The sequence below is a fragment of the Acidaminobacterium chupaoyuni genome (assembly GCF_047936785.1).
Classification (GTDB): domain Bacteria; phylum Bacillota; class Clostridia; order Oscillospirales; family Butyricicoccaceae; genus Acidaminobacterium; species Acidaminobacterium chupaoyuni.
In genome coordinates, this window is record NZ_CP176394.1 from 1 (window position 1) to 22,661 (window position 22,661).

Annotated in this window: 10 protein-coding genes, 2 tRNA genes, 2 rRNA genes, 1 other RNA gene and 2 pseudogenes; 3 read left to right on the plus strand and 14 right to left on the minus strand. The window is 52.7% G+C overall.

Annotation, left to right across the window (positions count from 1 at the left end; translation table 11 throughout):
* Positions 1-52: 52 nt before the first annotated feature.
* From ACJA3I_RS00005 to ACJA3I_RS00020, 4 genes are all read right to left on the minus strand, one after another.
* Positions 53-2,896, minus strand: a 23S ribosomal RNA gene (locus ACJA3I_RS00005).
* Positions 2,897-3,087: 191 nt separating this feature from the next.
* Positions 3,088-3,163, minus strand: a tRNA-Ala gene (locus ACJA3I_RS00010).
* A 61-nt stretch (positions 3,164-3,224) separates the two neighbouring features.
* Positions 3,225-3,301, minus strand: a tRNA-Ile gene (locus ACJA3I_RS00015).
* Between the two features lie 135 nt (positions 3,302-3,436).
* Positions 3,437-4,968: ribosomal RNA gene (locus ACJA3I_RS00020) — 16S ribosomal RNA — on the minus strand.
* Together the 16S and 23S rRNA genes with 2 tRNA genes alongside form the textbook arrangement of a ribosomal RNA operon.
* Positions 4,969-5,702: 734 nt before the next feature.
* On the opposite strand from ACJA3I_RS00020, the gene smpB reads away from it, so the two are divergent.
* Together smpB and ssrA are read left to right on the plus strand one after the other, a co-directional pair.
* Entirely contained in the window at positions 5,703-6,167 is a 465-nt protein-coding gene (gene smpB / locus ACJA3I_RS00025) for an SsrA-binding protein SmpB (RefSeq protein ID WP_458862729.1), read from the plus strand.
* A gap of 31 nt (positions 6,168-6,198) precedes the next feature.
* Positions 6,199-6,545: a transfer-messenger RNA gene (ssrA, locus tag ACJA3I_RS00030) on the plus strand.
* A gap of 707 nt (positions 6,546-7,252) precedes the next feature.
* Here the strand turns inward: ssrA and ACJA3I_RS00035 are convergent.
* Positions 7,253-8,146: pseudogene (locus ACJA3I_RS00035) on the minus strand (recombinase family protein); the annotation flags it as partial.
* Positions 8,147-8,315: 169 nt separating this feature from the next.
* Between ACJA3I_RS00035 and ACJA3I_RS00040 the strand changes: the two are divergent.
* Complete coding sequence (locus ACJA3I_RS00040; protein WP_458863803.1) at positions 8,316-8,978, plus strand: DUF3987 domain-containing protein; 663 nt, start codon at positions 8,316-8,318, stop codon at positions 8,976-8,978.
* Here ACJA3I_RS00040 and ACJA3I_RS00045 read toward each other — a convergent pair.
* The 9 genes and pseudogenes from ACJA3I_RS00045 to ACJA3I_RS00085 all read right to left on the minus strand — a co-directional run.
* Positions 8,926-9,543: pseudogene (locus ACJA3I_RS00045) on the minus strand (phage scaffolding protein); the annotation flags it as partial. The gene ACJA3I_RS00040 and the pseudogene ACJA3I_RS00045 sit on opposite strands and share 53 nt — an antisense overlap.
* 13 nt (positions 9,544-9,556) lie before the next feature.
* On the minus strand, positions 9,557-9,784 hold the full coding sequence (locus ACJA3I_RS00050; RefSeq protein WP_458862730.1) for a hypothetical protein: 228 nt from the start codon (positions 9,782-9,784) through the stop codon (positions 9,557-9,559).
* Complete coding sequence (locus tag ACJA3I_RS00055; protein WP_458862731.1) at positions 9,774-10,781, minus strand: phage minor capsid protein; 1,008 nt, start codon at positions 10,779-10,781, stop codon at positions 9,774-9,776. Before ACJA3I_RS00055 ends, ACJA3I_RS00050 begins: the two co-directional genes overlap by 11 nt.
* 180 nt (positions 10,782-10,961) lie before the next feature.
* Entirely contained in the window at positions 10,962-16,043 is a 5,082-nt protein-coding gene (locus tag ACJA3I_RS00060) for an S-layer homology domain-containing protein (protein WP_458862732.1), read from the minus strand.
* Positions 16,044-16,819: 776 nt separating this feature from the next.
* A complete protein-coding gene (locus ACJA3I_RS00065) occupies positions 16,820-17,926 on the minus strand; it encodes a YkvI family membrane protein (RefSeq protein WP_458862733.1) in 1,107 nt (368 codons plus the stop codon).
* 120 nt (positions 17,927-18,046) lie between these two features.
* Positions 18,047-19,363, minus strand: coding sequence for a glycine reductase complex selenoprotein B (gene grdB, locus ACJA3I_RS00070; RefSeq protein ID WP_458862734.1), 1,317 nt, complete (start codon positions 19,361-19,363; stop codon positions 18,047-18,049).
* Positions 19,364-19,381: 18 nt separating this feature from the next.
* Positions 19,382-20,668 carry a sarcosine reductase complex component B subunit alpha gene (grdG, locus tag ACJA3I_RS00075; RefSeq protein WP_458862735.1) on the minus strand — a complete coding sequence of 429 codons (1,287 nt, stop codon included), beginning with the start codon at positions 20,666-20,668 and terminating at the stop codon, positions 19,382-19,384.
* A gap of 30 nt (positions 20,669-20,698) precedes the next feature.
* On the minus strand, positions 20,699-21,118 hold the full coding sequence (locus ACJA3I_RS00080; protein ID WP_458862736.1) for a GrdX family protein: 420 nt from the start codon (positions 21,116-21,118) through the stop codon (positions 20,699-20,701).
* A 450-nt stretch (positions 21,119-21,568) separates the two neighbouring features.
* A complete protein-coding gene (locus tag ACJA3I_RS00085; RefSeq protein ID WP_458862737.1) occupies positions 21,569-22,459 on the minus strand; it encodes a LysR family transcriptional regulator in 891 nt (296 codons plus the stop codon).
* Positions 22,460-22,661: the final 202 nt, after the last annotated feature.

Below are 22,661 nucleotides of genomic sequence, written 5' to 3' on the forward strand. Positions count from 1 at the left end.
AAAACTGAACAAAGGGAAGAAAGAATGGGAGAAACGAGGTTACCTAATAATTTAGGTCAAGCCCTCGGCCTATTAGTATCAGTCGACTCAATGCATTACTGCACTTACATCTCTGACCTATCAACCACGTAGTCTTCGTGGGGCCTTACTCCTTTCGGATGGGAGATCTAATCTTAGAGTTTGTTTCACGCTTAGATGCCTTCAGCGTTTATCAATTCCGCACATAGCTACCCAGCTATGCCACTGGCGTGACAACTGGTGCACCAGAGGTGCGTCCATCCCGGTCCTCTCGTACTAAGGACAGCTCTCTGCAAATCTCCTACGCCCGCAACAGATAGGGACCGAACTGTCTCACGACGTTCTGAACCCAGCTCGCGTACCACTTTAATCGGCGAACAGCCGAACCCTTGGGACCGAATCCAGCCCCAGGATGTGATGAGCCGACATCGAGGTGCCAAACCTCCCCGTCGATATGGACTCTTGGGGGAGATCAGCCTGTTATCCCCAGGGTAGCTTTTATCCGTTAAGCGATGGCATTTCCACTCACATACCACCGGATCACTAACTCCAACTTTCGTTACTGCTCGACATGTCTGTCTCGCAGTTAGGCTGGCTTTTGCGTTTACACTCTATGCGCGATTTCCGACCGCGCTGAGCCAACCTTTGAGCGCCTCCGTTACTCTTTTGGAGGCGACCGCCCCAGTCAAACTGCCCACCTGACAGTGTCCCCCACCCGGATTCACGGGTGCAGGTTAGAATTCCAATATTTCAAGGGTGGTATCCCAAGGTTGACTCCGCCTGAGCTGGCGCCCAAGTTTCCAAGTCTCCCACCTATCCTGTACATGAAATATCAGAATCCAGTATCAAGCTACAGTAAAGCTCCATGGGGTCTTTCCGTCTAGTTGCGGGTAACTGGCATCTTCACCAGTACTACAATTTCGCCGGGCGGGCTGTCGAGACAGTGCCCAAATCGTTACGCCATTCGTGCGGGTCAGAACTTACCTGACAAGGAATTTCGCTACCTTAGGACCGTTATAGTTACGGCCGCCGTTTACTGGGGCTTCAGATCAAAGCTTCGCTTGCGCTAACCTCTCCTCTTAACCTTCCAGCACCGGGCAGGCGTCAGCCCCTATACGTCATCTTTCGATTTAGCAGAGACCTGTGTTTTTGTTAAACAGTCGCTTGGGCCTTTTCACTGCGGCCACATCGCTGTGGCGACTCTTATCCCGAAGTTACGAGCCAAATTTGCCTAGTTCCTTGACAACCCTTCTCCCGTTGGTCTTAGGATTCTCTCCTCATCTACCTGTGTCGGTTTGCGGTACGGGCGCTTTAGTATTCGCCAGAGCTTTTCTCGCCTCAAGGCATCGCATGCTTCCCTACTTATATTTCGGTCCCTTTCGCCCGGGGCGACCATCGCCCGGGTCATGCTATCCTCAAGTGTCCCTCTGGTTTAAATGTCAGCGGCTACGGAATTTCCACCGTATGTGCATCGACTACGCCTTTCGGCCTCGCCTTAGCTCCCGGCTTACCTTGGGCGGACGAACCTTCCCCAAGAAACCTTAGATTTTCGACCATTATGATTCCCACATAATTCTCGCTACTTATTCCGGCATTCTCACTTCTTAACAGTCCACAAGTGCTTCCGCTCTTGCTTCGCCCCGTTAAGAACGCTCCCCTACCCCTGCATTTACATGCAAGCCCAAGCTTCGGTTTAATGCTTAGCCCCGTTATATCTTCCGCGCAAAGCCACTCGATCAGTGAGCTATTACGCACTCTTTGAATGTGTGGCTGCTTCTAAGCCAACATCCTGATTGTCTGTGCAACTTCACATCGTTTTACACTTAGCATTAATTAGGGACCTTAGCTGTGGATCTGGGCTGTTTCCCTTTTGACCACGAGACTTATCTCACGTAGTCTGACTGCTATGCATCAATTATCCGGCATTCTGAGTTTGATAGGCTTTGGTAACCTCGCGGCCCCTAGACCATTCAGTGCTTTACCTCCGGTAATCTAACATAACGCTAGCCCTAAAGCTATTTCGGGGAGAACCAGCTATCTCCGGGTTCGATTGGAATTTCTCCGCTATCCACAAGTCATCGCCGACTTTTTCAACAGGCGTGCGTTCGGTCCTCCATGGAGTTTTACCTCCACTTCAACCTGCTCATGGATAGGTCACCCGGTTTCGGGTCTATTGCAGCATACTTTGTCGCGCTATTAACACTCGGTTTCCCTTCGGCTCCGGAACTCCAGTTCCTTAACCTCGCATGATACAATAACTCGCCGGACCGTTCTACAAAAAGTACCTCATCACACTTTAACGTGCTTTGAGTGCTTGTAAGCACAAGGTTTCAGGTTCTCTTTCACTCCCCTCCCGGGGTTCTTTTCACCTTTCCCTCACGGTACTGCTCCTCTATCGGTCACTGAGTAGTATTTAGGCTTGGATGGTGGTCCACCCGTCTTCCCACGGCGATTCCTCGTGTCCCGCGGTACTCTGGATACAGCTAGCTCAATCTCAAGTTTCACCTACAAGGCTCTCACTTTGTTTCGCGCGTCTTCCCATACGCTTCGGTTACTCTGATTGATACTTGTTGCTGTCCTAACCCCGGAAATATTGCTACTTCCGGTTTGGCCTCTTCCGCTTTCGCTCGCCACTACTAGCGGAATCTCGTTTGATTTCTCTTCCTCGCCCTACTTAGATGTTTCAGTTCAGGCGGTTCCCCTCGTTAACCTATGGATTCAGTTAACGATCCGCGGGCTTTTCCCGCGGGGGTTTCCCCATTCGGAAATCTACGGATCAATGCTCATTTGCAGCTCCCCGTAGCTTATCGCAGCTTGTCGCGTCCTTCTTCGGCTCTCAGTGCCAAGGCATTCTCCTTGCGCTCTTTCATGCTTGACCAGTCTTGGTTCTCATTGATTTTTTCAAGAATTATTATGGCAACCTCCGGCATTTGTTGTAATTTGTATTACCCTTTGCCAAAACAGAAAAACCTTTAAATTTTGTCCATTTAAATGTCTTCTCTATCGTTGCTCTTATCTTTCATCTTTATCTTTGTTCAGTTTTCAATGTACTTTTGCGGCCTTTCGGCCTGGTGGAGATGAACAGAATCGAACTGTCGACCCCCTGCTTGCAAGGCAGGTGCTCTCCCAGCTGAGCTACACCCCCAGATTGTTAAAGCGATCTGTCGTTCTCACACCCTCGCTCCCCATCCCCTATTCCTAAGGTTTGGTGGGCTCAAGTGGACTCGAACCACCGACCTCGCGCTTATCAGGCGCGCGCTCTAACCGCCTGAGCTATGAGCCCATTGAGTTGCTCTACTTTGCTCGCTTCGAGTATGCTTAGCACACTCTAAATTAAACAACACCTAATCTGCTGAGTTACCTTGATTCTCTGACCTCGGATTCCACAGCTCTGTTTCAAGCTGTTTGGTCTCCTTAGAAAGGAGGTGATCCAGCCGCACCTTCCGATACGGCTACCTTGTTACGACTTCACCCCAATTACCAATCCTACCTTCGGCCACGCCCTCCTTACGGTTAGACTATGGACTTCGGGTATTATCGGCTCTCATGGTGTGACGGGCGGTGTGTACAAGGCCCGGGAACGTATTCACCGCGGCATGCTGATCCGCGATTACTAGCAATTCCGACTTCATGCAGGCGAGTTGCAGCCTGCAATCTGAACTGAGGCGGCTTTTAGGGGTTTGCTCCACATCGCTGTCTTGCTTCCCTCTGTATGACCGCCATTGTAGTACGTGTGTAGCCCAGGACATAAAGGGCATGATGATTTGACGTCGTCCCCACCTTCCTCCGTTTTGTCAACGGCAGTCTCGCTAGAGTGCTCTTGCGTAGCAACTAACAATAAGGGTTGCGCTCGTTGCGGGACTTAACCCAACATCTCACGACACGAGCTGACGACAACCATGCACCACCTGTGTGTACTTTCCCCGAAGGGCACCTAATGTATCTCTACTTCGTTAGTACCATGTCAAGCCCTGGTAAGGTTCTTCGCGTTGCTTCGAATTAAACCACATACTCCACTGCTTGTGCGGGCCCCCGTCAATTCCTTTGAGTTTCAACCTTGCGATCGTACTCCCCAGGTGGGATACTTATTGTGTTAACTCCGGCACGGAGGGGGTCAGTACCCCCCACACCTAGTATCCATCGTTTACAGTGTGGACTACCAGGGTATCTAATCCTGTTTGCTCCCCACACTTTCGCGCCTCAGCGTCAGTTAATGTCCAGCAGGCCGCCTTCGCCACTGGTGTTCCTCCCGATATCTACGCATTCCACCGCTACACCGGGAATTCCGCCTGCCTCTCCATCACTCAAGAACCACAGTTTCAAATGCAGTCTATGGGTTAAGCCCATAGTTTTCACATCTGACTTGCAGTCCCGCCTACTCGCCCTTTACACCCAGTAAATCCGGATAACGCTTGCCACCTACGTATTACCGCGGCTGCTGGCACGTAGTTAGCCGTGGCTTATTCTTACGGTACCGTCATTTGTTTCGTCCCGTACAAAAGAAGTTTACAATCCGAAAACCTTCATCCTTCACGCGGCGTTGCTGCATCAGGGTTTCCCCCATTGTGCAATATTCCCCACTGCTGCCTCCCGTAGGAGTCTGGGCCGTGTCTCAGTCCCAATGTGGCCGTTCAACCTCTCAGTCCGGCTACTGATCGTCGACTTGGTGGGCCGTTACCTCACCAACTATCTAATCAGACGCGAGCTCATCTCTCAGCAATAAATCTTTGATAACAGAACCATGCGATCCCGTTATATTATGCGGTATTAGCACACCTTTCGATGTGTTATCCCCCACTGAGAGGTAGATTGCTCACGCGTTACTCACCCGTCCGCCACTAAACTTATAAGCTTCCATCCGAAAACTTCCGCTTGTAAGTTCCGTTCGACTTGCATGTGTTAGGCACGCCGCCAGCGTTCATCCTGAGCCAGGATCAAACTCTCTAAATAATTTATCATCAAGCGCCGAAGCGCTTCATGTCGTTTTAGAGCTTTGTCTTAGCTATATCTTTTTACTGTTTAAAAGAGATCTTTTAAACTCATTAAAATCTTCAGGGTCCTCTTTTTCATTTCGGCGTTGTTTAATTTACAATGTGCTAATTCTTTGTTTCGCTCCGTTTCCGAAAGACAAGCTTTCGTTACGGTGCTTTGTTATTCTACCAAAGTCTTTCGAGTTTGTCAAGCACTTTTTCATTTTTTCTTTCCGGCGTTTTCGCCGTCAGATCCATGCTTCCGCGCTTTTCTTCTCTTTTTCTTCGGCCGCCTTTTTGAAAGGCGCTTGATTATCTTACCAAACTGCCGGCCGTTTGTCAACACCTTTTTTTCGAAGCTCACTGTCGCATTCTCCATGCCGTTAAGCCCGCGAAGCAAAGGATGCTTCCTGCCAAACTCGCTTTTCGTTTGTGCCGCTCAGAAGCAGCTTTGTTAGAATACCATACCGCATCCCCGTTGTCAACGCTTTTTTTGCTTTTCTTCCTTTTTTCTTCAAATTACTTTTCTGTCATCTGCCGCCATGGGATATCAGGCCTTCTTTTTTTCTATGCTGTATATTATGTATCGCGCGCGTCAATATTATTATAGGTTTACAATTTTTATCAGAGCTTGCATTTTCTGTAACACAGATGTCACTTTACTTTTTCTGCAAGGCGTGTTACCATAAGTTCCGAACAAAGGAGGGCTGCGCAGTGAAAAGCGAAGGCACCAAGCTTGTCGCGCAAAACAAAAAAGCGCGGCATGACTTTTTCATCGAAGAATCGTTTGAGGCCGGCATCGAGCTTGCGGGAACAGAGGTCAAATCCGTGCGGCTGGGCGCCGTCAACCTGAAAGATTCTTATTGCAGCATTAAAGAAGGCGAGCTGTTTGTGCTGGGAATGCGCATCAGCCCCTATGAGAAAGGCAACATCTTCAATAAAGATCCGCTTCGCCCGCGCCGTTTGCTGATGCATAAGCGCGAGATCCTGCGTCTTTATAATCTTGTAAAGCGCGATGGTTATTCCATCGTCCCCCTTTCTCTCTATTTCAAAAATTCCCGTGTAAAGCTTTCCATTGGTCTTGCCAAAGGCAAAAAGCTTTATGATAAGCGTGCCAGTTCCGCCGAGCGGGATGCCGCGCGCGAGATGGATCGTTCCATCAAAGAGCGTAACCACTGAGCAGATTGTTGCTGTTGGCTAAACTTCATTCGGGGGCGTCAAGGTTTCGACGGGGATCCGGAATCAGGTTCAGCGGGCAGAGGCGCATATCCTCTTTAAAATGTGCAATTTTATAAATCAAACAACAACAATACAGTTGCTTACGCGGCCTAATTAGGCTGCCGTCTCTGCCGGAAGGGCCACGAGCCGGATAGAGGCGTGGATGAGTGGCGTCCGTGCGTATGCTAAGCTTTGCGCATACCATGCATCATGAAGCTACCAAGCGATGAAGATTGGCGATTGTCGTCATCGTAAGGGAATGTAAATAACCGCCTGCGCCCGGAGAAAAACCTGTGGATGGGTTTTCGGACAGGGGTTCGATTCCCCTCGCCTCCACCAGCGGCAGCCAAGGTTTCAGGAATGGAATCTTGGCTGCCTTTTTTATGTGCACCGACCCACCGCACCCCTGTCCCGAGGTCAAATCGCCCGGCGGCAAAATCGGCGCAAATGGTCTCGTTTGCGTGCTTTGCGGCCCTTTTGGACGGCAGCAGCGTCGGAAAACAATAGCTATGTAACCCGCCAATGGCGGGCGTTTCTCCGGCGTCGGGCGGGATATGACTGCCGGGGATGTTGTTCAGGTGGATCTCCACATATCCGGGATAAATAAGGACGCGGTCGAGGTACAGGTTGATGATCTGCCGCAGTTCGGGCAGCTCGCGGCTCTCATAAAGCTCCTTCGCCCGGCGGTAGGCGGCCACGATCTCCTCCTCGTCGATTTTGCGCGCCACCAGCCCCGCCTCCTCGTCCTTGATCTGAATGCGCAGCACCTCGCGGCTCTGCTCCAGCTCGTCAAGGCTCTGCGCCAGCGAGGCGCTGCCGGTGGAGGCAATGACGTTCACAATGTTGGCAATGCGTTCCTCGGTTACCTTCAGGTTTTGCCGAAGGCTGCGCAGATGCTCCGCCGCTTCGCCGATGAGGTCGCTGCAGGAATCGTAGTAGGTCTGAATGAGCGCCGGGATGCGTGCCTCGTCAAAGACGATCTCCCCGATGCGCTTGAGAATAAAATCCTCCAGATAGGCGCAGTTCACGTCCTTGTTTTCGCAGTGGGTCGCGCCGGTGTCGTGCCGGCGGCCGCAGCGGTAGGTCACGAGCTTGCTTTTGCCCCGGCCGGAATACTGCCGGTTGCCCACATAGCGGTGTCCGCACAGCCCGCAGAACAGCTTGCCGGTGAGCAGATAGTTTTCCAGCGAGCCGCCGTTCAGGCTGACATGCTTGCGGCCTCCCATGATGTTCTGCACTCGGGCGAAGGTCTCCTCGTCCACCACCCGGGGCATGCCGCCGGGAATGCGGATCATGTCCTCCACGGGCTTGCTCAGGTGGTTGTTGCGTCGGCCGGATTCGTTCTTGGACGACGCCCGGTTGAAAACGTAGATGCCGTTGTATTTTTCGTTGCGCAGCATCTCATAAAGCGTGCTTTTTGTGAACAGATTGCCGAGCCGCGTGCGGTAGCCCATGCCGTTTAAGTGCGTCAGCACCTCGTTGTAGCCCACGCCGTCCGATACGTCCCGAAACGCCATGCGCACCGCCTCTGCTTCGTATTCGTTGAGATAATACTTGTGCGTCTCCTTGTTCACCTGAAAGCCGTAAGGAATGAAGCCGCCCACATAGCGGCATTCCATGGCCGACTCGCGCATGCCCTTCATCACCTCGCGGGCGAGGTTCTTGGAATAGTATTCGCTCATGCCCTCCAGCACCGACTCGAGAATGATGCTCTCCGGGCTGTCGTCCAGATTCTCCAGCACACTCATCAGCGTGACGCCGCACTTTTTCAGCTCCCGCTTGTAATAGGCGCTGTCGTAACGGTTGCGGGAAAAGCGGTCGAGCTTGTGGACGATGGCAAGGTCGAAGTCGCCGCCCTTGGCCGAATCGATCATGTTCTGGAATTCCGGCCGGTCGTCGGTGGTGGCGCTTTTGGCGTGGTCGCAGAACTCGCGCACCACCGTAGCACAGGCTATTCACAAGTTGAAATATGAATTGTGTGAGCCTAAATGGAAAATGCCGATACCTTTTGAAGAAGTCAAATTGCCCTCATTCCCTGCGAAGCTTCTTCCCGCTCCACTCTGCGATTGGGTAAAGGTTGTCGCAGAGAATACAGAAACCCCAGTTGATATGGCGGCGGTCTGCGCTCTTGCGTCCATTTCCTGTGCGGTGCAGGGAAAATTCAAGATATTTCCCCAGAGTAGGTATGGAGAACCGCTCAACCTCTATATTCTCATCATTGCCAATTCCGGTGAACGGAAAAGCCCGATTATCCGCCTGATGACCCGCCCCATTTATCAATATGAGGATAAAGAAAACAAACGCCGTCAGGAATTGATGGAAGCTGACCAAGCAAACCTAAGCAGTTGGAAAAAGCAAATTGACACATTGGAGCGGGACGGGAAAACAGACGAAGCTGCCAAGCTCAAAGCAAAATGCAGAGAGTTGGAACACAATCGAATCAAGCCGCTCCGCCTGATTGCCGATGATATTACATCAGAGGCATTGACCTCTCTGCTGGCCGAAAACAAAGGACTTATGACTATTATCTCAACAGAGGGCGGTTTGTTTGATACCCTTGCTGGCCGATACTCAAATAGCATTTCCATTGACACCCTGTTAAAGGCATATACTTTGCCCCTTTCATTGCACGCATCACCATCACGGCAACTTCCGCACGAATGGCGTTCTCTTCCGGGCTGTATTTTGTGGTTGTTGTCTGTTTCCCCGTTCCAGCTGCATACGGGGGCGGGATCTGCTCATCATCGAACAGATATCCGCTGTCCTTTTTGAGCATGTCCAGAGCTGTTTTGATATCTTCGCTTTGGTTCTTGCTGGCCTTGAGCGCATCCATATCCAGCAGAGCACGGATGGCCTTGGCGTTCTTGCCCTTGGCTGCGGATACCGCGCCGGACAGCAGGCCGTCGAACTCCATATCAGCCAACTTGACGGCGTGATCCTTTTCCGCCTGCTCATACTTGGCCTTCCACTCGTCCGCAGCCTTCTTTACGCCATCCACATCCAGAGCCTTAAAGCCCTCAATGGCTTTGTTGGCCTCAGTCAGCTGCTGTTTGACGGCATCATAGTCCGCAAAGGGCTTCTTCGCCGCTTCGATATCCTTGCCGTTTTCGTCCATGATGGCGTCGATGATCTCTTTGGGCAGCGGCGCATCGCCAATCTTGAAATTCTGAAGAAATTCTCGTTTCATATTTTTCCCTTTCTCCGCTATGCTTTTTTGACGGGGGTTGCTTCCCCTGCGGCTGCATGTTTTACGCCCTGCCGGGCAAAAATGGTATGAAAAAAGGACGGCCTTTCGGTCGCCCTGAATCAATATGGGCATAAGAAAACCACCTGCCATAATGGAAGGTGGTTTATCCTATTTCGATATCCGGCAAAATCTGACTAAACGGCTTGCCCTGAATCATCCAGTGATCCAACAAATCGTCCAATGTGTCAAACTCCAGATCGGCATCATGCGGGCTGTCAGAAGCGAGGACATAGTACTTTCCGTTTGGGCTGCATATAGAATATTCTTGACCGTTATATGAAAAACCCGGCTCGTTGCACATCATCATATCCTTGAAATCTTCAACTGTCACTATCCTCACCTCCTAAAATATCAGCATGATGCACCCTATCAGCGTCTGTTGGGTTTCTTGCCGGCTTATCCGGCTTTTCGCTTCCGGGCGCCCATGTATAATCATGAACATGTTCCCCGTGTTTTCCATAAGGATGTTTCTTTGGATTTCCGTGATTTCCTCCGTGAATCTGCGTTTTTATAATGCCGTCTGCGCCATACAGCGTTCTGTCATGCTGCAATCCGTCTCTGGAAACTGTATCAACAACTGCGTTTGGAATATATTTTTTAGGGATACTAATGTGTGCCGCTCGTGTCCAGTCGTCTGTCACAACAATTGTTCCATCTTGATTGTACCGCACCTCAGAATACTTTTCAACAGTCTTTTCAGCCCTCTTCGCCTGCCCTGCTCCGAACCCTGCCACTTCTGCCCGTTCCTGCTGCGTGCGCAATCCCACCGCTTTAGAAAACCGGCTGTATTCCTCCCGCAGTCGCCGCAGGCGAATCTGATTGATTTGCAGCTTCTCTTTATCCTGTGTGGCTTCATCCCCCAATATGCGCCGTTTCTGCGTGCGCATGGAACTCTCCAAGCGCCGCTGCATCTGTGTGGCTTCATACATCGTGTAATGCTTGCCCTGATAGTCGATGCCCGCGGCATTATCCTCGCGGAATTTTTGTAATTCCTCCGATGTATATTGCGGGCGGCTCACACCCAGAATGATTGGAAACGCGGCGTGGCCGCAATTGAGCGTGCCGATGCGGCGCACAAGGCTGTTGTTTAGCGCGGTATACTCCGCATCAGAATATTGCTTGCCCTGGATCGGTTCGTGATCCGGCGCACTGGCGGCGTGGGCGCTGATTTCCCACCCATCACAGCCCATGGCGTCGTGATTGACCTGCGTGATCTGCTCCTGCATCAGCCCCAGGCCGCCCATGACACTGCGGCGCACGGCGGCTTCCAGACTTGTCGATTTTTCAAGGGCTGAGCCGTAAAGAAAAATACCGCAGGGATTTATCATCCCTGCGGCATTTTCTTTATATCTCGGGTCTTTTGTGCTTTATCTTTTGGTTCCTGTTTGTCCCAGGTTTCTGTTCTTTTCCAATCGCTTTTTCATTGCGGCATTTAGAACCTTTGCTTCATCTTTTCGTCAAAGTGAGATGTAACCCATGTGAACATATCCGCTATCGCTGTATACCGTTTATTTTTGAGCTTTCAAATAACGCATCAGCATAGCCGCGACCTGGGCGCGGGTGGCTTGCCCCTTGGGGTCCAGAATGCTGTTGCCCTTGCCGCTGATGATGCCGTTTTCCACGGCCCAGCGCATGGCGTTCATGGCATAGCCGTCGATCTTGTCTGCGTCGCTGAAATTCAGCTCCCCGGCGGAAGCGGCGGGGCTGCCCGCATAGCGGTATAGCATTACTGCCAATTGCTCACGGCTGATGGAATCATCAGCCCCAAAGGAACCGTTGGAGTAACCGGAAACGATGCCTTTTTCGGCGGCCCATGAAACAGCCTCAGAGAACCACTGGCCGTTCCCCACATCGTCAAATTTGCTGCTGAAAGCGTGATCGGGGTTATTCTCCAGATTGTGCAGCACCTTGGCCAGCATCCCGCGGGTCATGGATGCATCGGGGCTAAAGGTGTTGGCGCCGGTGCCGGTGAACAGCTCATGCCCGCTGACAAAAGTCACGGCGTCTGCCGCCCAGTTTTGGGCAGGCACATCCTCAAAAGTCTTGCCGTTATCTATGATCTCCAGGGCAGCCGAACCCTTCAGGGGAATCGTGACAACCGGCTCGTCGCCATTGGCCACGGATTTGCGGATGACTTCGCGGGTGCCGTTTTCACGGATCAGCACAGCCACGGTGCCCGGTTTACCGTTCTCATAGGGCACTGTGAGCGTAACGCCGCCCGCCACCGCGGCCACATTTTCGCCGCCGCTGGTGATTGCCAGCGTTATGGATCCGCCCTTGTTTTCGGCGGTGATCGTGACCTTGCCGCCCGCGGCGGCAAGATTTTTCAATTCTCCGTTGGGAATCGTGACAGCCGCCACAGGGGTTTCAATGACCAGATCCGCGTCGGTCTTGCTGCCGAGATCCGACACAATCTCAGAGGGGATGGAAACTTCCGTCTTGGCCACATTGCCCTTGATTTCCGGGGCAATGACCACGGTGTCGCTGTCGTTTTTCTCAGCCTGCTTCACAAGCTCCTGCCCCACGCCGGAAAGAATGTCGGCGGTTGCCATGTCGCCTCTGGTGGTGCTTTCGGGCTTGGCGGTGGTCGCGGTGCCGGTCTGGCCGTTCTTTTCCACATCCTCGGTGGTCACGGGCAGCGGGTTCGGTTTGATTGCCGGCCCCTCGCTGCTGGGGCGGATGTTGACGGTCAGTTTGCCTGCCATATAAGTGATCTTGCTGTCATAGTTTCCACCCTGTGGAGCCTCTGCACCATCGGCGGTGATGGCATAGATCCCTGTTTTGCTCATATTCGCGTCACAGAAAAGGGTCGGAGCGGTTTTCAGGTTCTCGCCATCGGCCAGCCCGGCAACGGTATAGGTCAGGGCAGGTCTGGCGTCGCCGGCATAAGCAGATTTGTCTTCTGCCTTAATGGTCACGGCGGCTTTTGCGATGGTGAAGTTCAACACGGTGCCGCCTGCATACTGGGGGTCACTGTCCGGCACCTTGAAGGTCACGGTGTAACTGCCCGCGTTGGTGGGCGCTTTGCCATCCGGGGTGTTATAGCTGATCTCATACTCCCCTTTGTAATCGCTGGCGGGTTTCCCGCTATAACCCTGTTGGCTCTGGCCATTATAGATGCTGTTCCGGGCGGAAACGCCCGTGATGGTCACGGGGGTCTTGTCAATATATGACACCGTCACGGCGATGGTGCTGTCCTCATAATTTCCCATACCGGTGACGCGGATGGTCACGGTATCGGCGGTGTCGCCGCTGTCGGCATTGGAAACCAAGGTCAGCAGACCGCCCGCATCTACCATGGCGCCGGTCAGGCCGTTTTCGGTTTTGCCGAATACCGCAAACGCGGGCACGCCGCCCGGGGCGGCGGGATAGCCGCTGATCTTGGTCAGATCAAGGGTTGCGGTGGAATTTTGAAGATTCTTCACCAGCGTTGCAGAGCCGGAAAGGGCCAGGGCAGCCTTATTGATGCGCCAATCGGCGGTCAGCGGATTGGCGGCACCGGTGATTTCATAATTGGCCTCATCATATCCGTCAGCCAGAGCAAAGGCTGCGCTGGCGGTGTAATTCCCGGCGTTGACGGCGGTATCTCCGGCCTTGATAACGGTGACGCCGGCGGGCATTGTGCCGCTCAGGCTCACGCCCTTAATCTTGCCGTCATAAGTGAAGGGGCTGCCGCCGATATTCCATTTCACCCCAGAGAGATTCAATTGTTTTTTTCGGATGGTGATTTGGATCTTTTCCGTCAGCGCGTTATAGTTGCCCGTGTTCGCGGCGGGTGTAAATCGCGCGGTAAGAGCGATGGCATTTGTGCCGGCGTCCAATACGGTGTCAGCGGTCAGGCCCGCTGTATAAACCCATTCCCATGTGCCGTTTATTTCCCCTATTCCCAGTTTTGCTTTCAAATCGGCAGGAATCGCGATCTGCGACAGCTTCTTGCCATATTCTTCGCTGATGTTCTTTGTGCCGTCTGCGGTGAGGTCGGCGGGGGTGATCCGATAGTTCACGCCGGCGGTTTGGCCGCCCGCCGTGATGCCGGCCGTCACACCGTCTGTTGTTACATTCGTGGTGTCGCCGGAATATTGGATCTCGGGAACCGGCAAACCATATTGTGCCCACGCGCTTGTATCGCCCAGTGTGGCCGTTTTCTGTTCACCGCCGGTGCAGACCGCATTTGCTGCCGAAAGGGTCAGGCTGGCGGTGTGGCTGCTGTCGCCGGCGCAGGTCGCTGTCAAGGTTGCGCCGCTGGCACTGTATGTCCAGCTGTGGGTATGTGTCAATGTCGTGATCGCAGCGCCGCTGCCGGTGGCATCGGCATAAGAGGTGCTGCCGGTGACGCGGGCAAAGAAATAATAGGTCGTGCCCAGCGTCAGCCCTGTGAATGTGGTGCCGGTCTGCCAGCCGTCAGCCGGGGCGTTATTGGTCGCGCTGCAGGCATATTCCACCGTGCCGTCACCCACGCTGGGGGCAACAGCATTCAGCGTAACAGAATCGGTGGTTTTGCTTTTTTCCACAGGCGCTGCAATGGTGCGGCTGGCTTTTGTAATATGGTAGCTTACGCCGGCGGTCTGCCCGCCCGCCGTGATTTGTGCGGTAACGGTCTGGCCGGCCTCATAGACTCCCTGATAGGAAATCGCGGGCAGACTGCCGAAATAATTCACCCAGTTCCCTGCGTCGGTCACGCTGGCGGTCTCATATTCTTTTGCGTTCTTGCCCGCGCCATATTCCGCATCACCGGCAGAGATCTTCACTTGAGCTTTGTGGCCGCTGTTAGTGGCGCAGGCGGCGGTGATGGTGTCTCCCGTGTTATTCAGCGTGTATCTCCAATCATGGCCGGTGTCGGAAACGGTGAAAGTGACAGGGATCTCCTGGAAGGTCTCAAACATGCCATTCTTACTCCAGCGGGCCAAAATGGTCGCAGTGTAAGTGCCGGGACTCAGGCCGGCCTTCGGTTTAAAGCTCCAGGTGTCTCCCATATTATAACTCCCGCCGACAGAGACTGTACCGTCAGAATAGGTAGAGTTGCCTGAGAAACTCTTTTCAAACGAGTCTTTATTCGTGCCCGTAAGCCACAGCCCCACTACATAGGTTTGTTTGTCCATTGCCGAAATTTTCACGGTCTGTGAGAGTGAGGTGGTATAACCGGTACAGGCGGTGAAGGATAGACTTTGCTTATCCACTGCCAGATGGGCCTCCCGCTTTACGCTGGATGCCGTGATTTCCACATTTCCCGTGACGGATGACAGCATCAATCTGCCGTAATTGCCATAATTGTAATATTTATATTCGGTTCCCGCGGTCAATGTCCGGCCGCCCATGGCAACGGTAATGGAACTGGGGGCTTGATTGTTCTCTTTATCCGTCACATCCAGGTTGATATCCAGCGCGGTTCCCGCGGTCACGGAGGTGGAGCCGTCATAGGTGAGGCCGGTGAGCGTGCTGGTGACGGTATAAGCGGTGAAGCCGGGGTCCACGGCCACAAGCGGGCTGGAATAATCGGTCTTTTGCGCGCCGTTGCACTGCTCGTTAAAGAAATAAAGGGTGAGACCGTCGGCCATATTGATGCCGGATAGATCAAGGGTGGCAGAACCTGCGGCGGCATCGGCCTGCTTCAATCTGCCATAATAGAGCATATTGTTGCCGCTGTCCACCAACGCTGCGGAAATATACTCGTTGGTTCCGGTTTTCGCGCCGGAATAGTTCACCGTAAGTGCCATGCCGTTGAGGCTTTTGCTTGTAACCTGGAAACTGCGGCTGCTGTCCTTTATGGTGAACTTCCATTCAGCGTTCTCTGCCGTAGCCCCTACCTGAGAAAAAGAACCCAGGGCAGAATTTGTTTTTGTGTCGCCGGTGTAAGTGGTGTTGTTGGTAAACAAGATATTTTCGGCCGGAATGTTCGCAGCGGGCCGAAGCAGCAGCTTCCCCATCATCCCCTCTATCGGTTTCTTGGCGGTTGCGCCATATACAGCCATCCCGCTATTCTCATTCGCTTCATACTTTGAGCGAAGCCAAATTTCAGAGGTATTCGGCGAGCGAAAAGTTTCTATAGGAAAGTAGGAACTGCTCATGATCTCCTCTGCGGAAAGGGAGAACAGCTTCTCGCCACTGATATATTGGCCGGCAGGCCAGCTGGCGGAATAGGCGGCATCGGTTTTGGAGGTAGACAGGATGGCTGCTTTCTCTGCCTGGCTGAAATACCGATTCGCCAGATTCACATAGGCCGTGTCAGTCAGCGATTTATAATCGCCATAAGAATTCAAATTAACCATCTCAAGCATCTCACTGGGGATATACACGGTCATGAACACACCGGGCGCGCCAGTATTGGTGCTGGTGCCATCGAGCGTCATCCACTTGATGGGGGTGTCATCCTCATAATTTCCAAAATAAGCAAAATTCTTTTTGAAAGTTGCGGGAGCCAAGAGACCGCTGGTCCCCATCTGGATCGCTTTGCCGTTGCTGGTGTTTGTGGCGGCCGTCATGCTCGCGGCGGATGCGGCCGCATCGGTTCCTTCCGCGGCAACGGCCGCTGTGGGCAGCATCCCCATGCACAGGCACAGGGCCATCAGCAAACTTACTATTCTTCTTTTCATTCTTGTTCCTCCGATTAGAATCATTTCAGCTTCTCGGCCGCGGTCTTGCTCTCGCTTTGCCGGCTGATATCCGATTTGTTCAATCGTTTATTTTTAAAAATTATAACAGGAAAATATCTTTCCTGTCATCCACCCAAAGTATGAGAGGGCAAACAGTTTCCCTGTATATTTTTCCACAATCCCCCCTTTTATCGGGCAATGCCTGGGCAGATGCAATGAGCGCAAATCCACGCATTCTCCCCCTTTGCCGTGTTAAAAGCCGATGGCATGAGCATAATCTGTTCTCTCTTGAATTTGTGTGCGGCAACCGGCAAATCACTGTTGCCCCCAAGGCCGATTGGGAATGTATGATCGTTCGTGAAAGGAAAACCGGCCGCTTTTATGCAGCATATACTTCCCTCCCGCGCCCGAAGAATCAATCCGCCTCCCAACCGTTTTCTCCTCCGCCATAAAAAACACACAGGCCCTCTCATTATGGGAGGGCCTGTGTTCTCTAAAAGTGCCAATGGCCGCGTCTGCCGCCATCCAAACATGAGAACCGAACCAGAATCTGCTGTATCTTACCGCGATCGCTGCGATCGGCAACAGGCGAATCGTCCTTTGATTGCCGTGCTCAAAAGCAATCAGAGCCTCTGTTCGCCGGGAATCTTTTACAGCCGAGTGAACATCTGTTTGTGTCTCAGGTCTTGCACATGCGATAAAGCGTTGTTTTCCGCCGCCCCGCCGGCGCTGATAGAATGGTGCCCGGCGGAAACGGGGTTTCGAATGCTGTTTGTTTATTGTTTTGCGGCGTTCTTCGCGCCCATGCGGGTGCGGATGTCGTAAACCACCATGAACGCCACCAGCGCAAAGCCAAGGTAGCCGTTGATTCCGTAAAGGATGTTTACCAACCCTTTATAAGGCAGGAAGCAAGCCACGATGCAGCCCGCGATGCCCCCCACGATGGTGAACAGCTTATAACGCTTGGTGCCTTCCTTGGCGACCCGGCCCACACCGGTCCACAGCAAAGGAACCGCCGTGGTATAAATGCCGCAAAAAATAATAATTGCCAAAATCTGCGCCAGCATCGGATGGATGGCGCCCGCCAAAATCAGCGCAGGGATATCCGAATCGGCCGTCTGGGGAATATGGGCGATCAACGCGATGCAGCATAGCGCCGCCGCGCCGAAGATAAACAGCGTGGAAAGCAGCATTCCGGAATTGACCTCTTTCAGCTTGTTTTTTGCGCCGATCTCCGAAAGGAACGAGGCAAACCACAAAATCACAAAGCCGCCATAAGAAGCGCCGGAAGCGATGGGGTTGTTGCCGCCCACCTGCGTCAGCTGATAAACACCGCTGTCGATATCCTTGATGTTCTGGCCGAAATGGCTGAACCCGGAAATCGCCGTGATGCTTGAAACCACGAGGATGATCACAATAATGATAGGGCCCAGCTTGCTCAGCGCGTTCAAGATCCCATCCAGGCCGAATACCGCCGTAACGATGACGGCCGCCGTTAAAACCACCGCGCCAACGCCATTGGGCAGGCCCCACTGCTGCGTTGCCGTGGAATTCGCCCCGCCGCACATCACGATGAAACACATATAGCAGAAAAACGCAGAAAAGAAATCATAAAAAGTGCCGATATACTTGCCGCAGTAATGCAGATAGATATCGCCGCCGCGGGCAAGCTGAAGCCGATTGCCATTGGTTGCAAAAGAAAGGTTCGTATACACATAGATCAACGCAGCCACCGCAATGACCACCATGAAAAGCGATCCGTATGAAACCTCATACTGCATCACTTCCTGCATCGTGGCAAAACCGGCGCCGATGTAAAAGGCAATGCATGCGCCGCAGAAACCGATCACCGCGCCGATGCTGCTCTTATTATTTTTCTTCATGCTGTTCTCCTATTCTTCACTGGAAAGGATGGCGTAGAGGAAAAAAGTGGGGCGGGCCGGCGTTCAGACGATCTGCCTGCGCCGGCCCTGCTGATGGGGTGCTCAGAAACTGCTCACCTGTTAAAAATCTTCTTCAAAAACGGTTTGCTCTTCCACAGGAACGGTGAGCGCTTTCAGCGCTCTTCTCACCAGTCTTTCGCGAATCGCATAACTCTTTTCTTCGCTCTCGTGCGCATCGCCCAGGGGATAGGGGATGCCAACGGCCGGAACGATTCTGTTCGCGCCGATCGTCAGAGAAATGGGAACGACTGTGCAGATATGTGTGACGGGGATCCCGGCACGGTCGATTTCTTTTACCATAGATGCACCGCATCTTGTGCAGGTGCCTCACGTGCTGACAAGCAGAACGGCATCCACGCCATCTTGCTTGAGCATGGGGATATATTCTTCCGCAAAGCGCTTAGCGCTGTTCGTTGCGGTGCCTGTGCCCGTGGTGGTGATGAAATAGTTGGTCAATTCACCGATCACGCCCTGTTTTTCCAGGTTTCTCAAAGCATCCACCGGAATGCAGAGATCAGGGTCTTCTGTGATGAAGGCGCGGTCATAACCGCCGTGAACCGTCATAAAATCTTTCTTGTCGGCGTGATCCATCCCCTCGATGGAGTATTTGCCCCATTTTGTGGCGGAAGACGATTCGATGTGATCGGGGTTTCCCTGAGGCACGATGCCGCCGGAAGTGATCAGCGCGATCTTTGCGTGCGCCAGATCTTTCAGGGCGGGGGCGGGGGCCACATGATCCACCACCGGCATGGGATAATCGGTATAAACTTCTTCGCCTTTGATCTTTTTGACGATCAGCTCGACGGCGCGTTCCGAACCGCGGCGGTCGTTAAAATAGTTTACGCGGATCCCGCGTTCCAGATAACCTTCCTGCGCGGGGCTCAAAATTTCTTTGCCCTCGATCTGCTTTTTCAGCAGCGATGCCATCATCGGCACCACGCGGCGCATATCCACCGAAGAATTCTTCGTCCGGATCACGAATACATCCTTTTTGAACATATCCGCGCCGGGGTTTTCTTCAAACATGCCGGTCACCACGGGGATATGCAGTTCCTCCTGCACAGCCTTTGCGATGGTGCCGCAGGCAACGCCATAACGGCCGGCGTTGAAAGCGGGGCCGGCGATAAAGCCGTCGGGCTGAAAGCTTCCGATCATCTCCAGCAGCTGGGGCACCACGCCTTTTTCAAGGTTGGAACCGAAATAGTTGTCGCCGCAGATCACCGTTGCAACAATTTCATATCCTTCGCCCAAAGCGCTTTGCAGCGCGCTGCCCGAACCGACAACACCGGGGCGAACTTCCGGGATGATATCAGCCTTTTCTTCGCCGCCGATGCCGGCAAAGAACTGGTTGACATAGTGAATAATCTTTTTTGACATTTCTGCGTTCCTCCTTTATCAATATCCACGGGCGCACAGCTTGTTAAAGCCGTTTGCAATGGTGGAGGCGATGATGATCTGGATCTCGGCGTCGAATCCGCCGTCTTCCTGTTTGCATCCGACCCAGCCGCCGATCTGCATCTCAACATATTCCTGTGTGCCGATGACATGATCCATGGCTGGGAAATGAATGACGATATTGCCGTTGCCGCAGGAAATCATGGTATCGGCTTCATCGCAGATATCCGCAAGGGAATAAGATTTGCCGTCGCGGCCGGGGAATTCATCCGTGATGATGACCACTTTTGTGCCGCGCTGCGTCACTTTTTTACAGTTCATCATCAAATCGGTGTCGGGGTTGCCATAGCCTTCTTCCGTCAGCAGCGCGCCTTCCAGGCCGATATATTCGCAAAGCTTCGCCGTCATATCCGAATGGCGTTCTTTATCCATCAAAAACACATTTTCGTTGGTGAGGATCACGCCCATGAAGTTCAGCGTTTTGCCATGCTGTTTGAAAAGGTCTTCGATCACGGGGTTATGCTCGTGGTGATAGGTGGTCACCTTGTCGCAGGGGGCCACGCAGTTGCCCGAAACGATGGCGCCGTCGAAGATCTCGGTGGGATACATCAGCGTGGGCACGATCTGCTTGGCATCTACGCCGTAATAATAAGTATCATGCAGCAGGCCCTGAGATTGCAGCATATGGATATAGCCCACGCGCGGCAGATCGGGATATTGTGCCACCTGCTCCAGCAGCGGTTTGGTTTCGTAGGTCAGTGTTTCATCGGGGGTCTGGTTCGCCAGTGTCTGCGCCAGATATTTTGCGGCGGTCAGGCCCGCCATGCGGCCGGCGCTTTCATAAACATGCGTTTCCAGCCCTTCTTTGGGTTCGATGACCACACAGACATTCTGTGTTTGAGAAAACGGGCAATATTCGGCAGCGGGGCCGGACATATCGATAACGCCTTCCTGAAAACCGACGATGCGCCCAACGGTGACGACGCAGGCGCCATCCATACAGTAAGTAACGCCTTCGCCCACCTGTGTCACTTTCCCCATCACGCCCGGGAAGACACAGCCGGGTCCTTTCACCTTCAGACGCGGCTCAATGACATCCTTTACCGGTGTGATTCGAACCGATTCGCCCGGTCTTGCCAGCTCGATATGACAATCTGCCAAACGGTCATCCTTCAAGATCACCGCCGCCATTTCCTCCGCATTGACATACAGCACACCGTGATCGATTTTTGTGGTGTCGCCAAACCGCACATCATGGATATGGATTTTCCCTAATTCCAGTTTCATTTGCCAAACGCACCTCCTTGAAATTTTTCCTCAGATATTGCTCAGAATCATTTGATGCATGAGCGAGCTGTTGATTGCCGATTCCACTACCGAAAGATCGATCGTTCGAAAATCCTGCAGCGCGCGCTCCGGCCAGGTGGGCGGCTTCATGCCTTTTGTGAATTTGTGAACGGCGGCAATGCTTCCCTCGATGAGTTCCACATCGCGCTCAAACGATTCCGCCGCGCTGGAGCTGGAAATCAGAACCGTTTTATAAGGGCATTGATTCGGCTTGAGATTGCTCGCCTGGGGATGGCTCATCAGGTGCCACCCTTCATAAACAAGGTCGCGCGTTCTGATTAAAACATCCAGATAACTTTTCCCCTCCAAATATTCAACGCCGATATTGGCATGATCTCCGTAACGCTCCAGCGCCTTGCTGTTGTTCGTCACCAGCAGATATTTCTGCACGGCAGCTTCCCCCCCTTCCGGCCTTTCCCGAAAATATCAGACCCCGCTTCCCGCGCAATTATCGAAAAAACCGATTTCGTTGCCGGGGTGTTATTTACAATATCAATATTAGACAATAATCCGATTTTTGGGTAGCTGAACTTCCGCAACTCGAAAATGAGAACTTTTCACCTATTATTTCTTTTTTTGAATTGCTTTTTAGTGCATAATATCCAAAAGTTTGGCGTCTCATTGTGGGAAGCTCCAATTTTATTCGCGTTACTCTTTTTAGAACTTGAAAAACAGGCACAAGACAAATGAAGCTTTTGCATAGATGGCGTCAAAATTTTGGCAGATAAAAAAACCACCCGCGGCTTTTCGGCTGCGGGCGGGCTTATGAATGCGCTCTTCAGTTGTTTTGCCGTCATTCCGGCGGCAGGTCGTTCCATGGCGGCGCGGGCGCGTTTTTCGTCACTGCTGCAATTCGTTATCCATGGCGCCGATGATCTCTTTGCAATAATCGATAAACTTGATCGCGGCGGGGGTCAGGCGGTTTTCCGAAGGCACCGCGATGCCCAGATTGATCGATCGCGGGGGGTCGAAGGGCAGCAGCTTGATGCGGTTGGTGCGGCCTCTGGTGATAAGGGCGTTGGTGATCAGCACGCCCAGCCCTTCTTCCACCATGCCGATGGCCGAATAATTCTGCAAGGTGGAAAACTGATATTCGATCTTCACATTTTCTTCTTTTAAAAGGTTCACCACATCAATATCGGAACCATACGCCGGCATGATAAGCTGTTCCTTCTCAATATCCGCGATTCTCACCGATGACTGCGCCGCCAGCGGATGGTTTAGGGGCACCGCCACTACCATAGGGTCGTTTTTCAGCGGGATCCACTGATGTTTGCTGGATGGCTGATAGCTGTAAAACCCCATTTCCACCTTCCGCTCGAGCAAATAATTGTCCACTTCCTGCCACACACCCTCCAGCAGCTTGAAACGGATGCCCGGATAATCGCGGTGGAAGGCCGCGATCACCTTGGGCAGCCACTGGCTGGCAATGCTGGAATAAGCGCCGATCCCCAGTGTGCCGCAGGCCAGACCGCTGATTTCCGATACGGTTTGGCAAAACTGCTCATCCCAGCTGCATTGCGCCCGAATGATGGGCAGCAGACGCTCAGCGTTAGAGGTGGGGATCACGCCGTTTTTGGTGCGGATCAGCAGAGAAAACCCCACCTCCGCTTCAAAAGCCGCCATCATGTGACTGATGCCGGAGGGGGTGTAATTAAAAGCGGTCGCCGCTTTGGATAAACTTCCCGAATCAACTGCATATAAAAAGATTTTAGCCTTTGTCAAATCCATTTAACGATCCCCCCTTATCCTTGCGGATCCCCATTTTTATGACTGTGCTTTTCCGGTCCTTTGCGGCCTTATCCACAGCGCAAAACGGTATTTTATCCCAGTATATCACAATGATTATTTTTTAACAAGAATTCTGCCGTTTCATCCGCGCTCGTCCGCTTCTTTTTCTGCGGTGTTCCCGCCAGGCTGCGCCGTTTTCTTT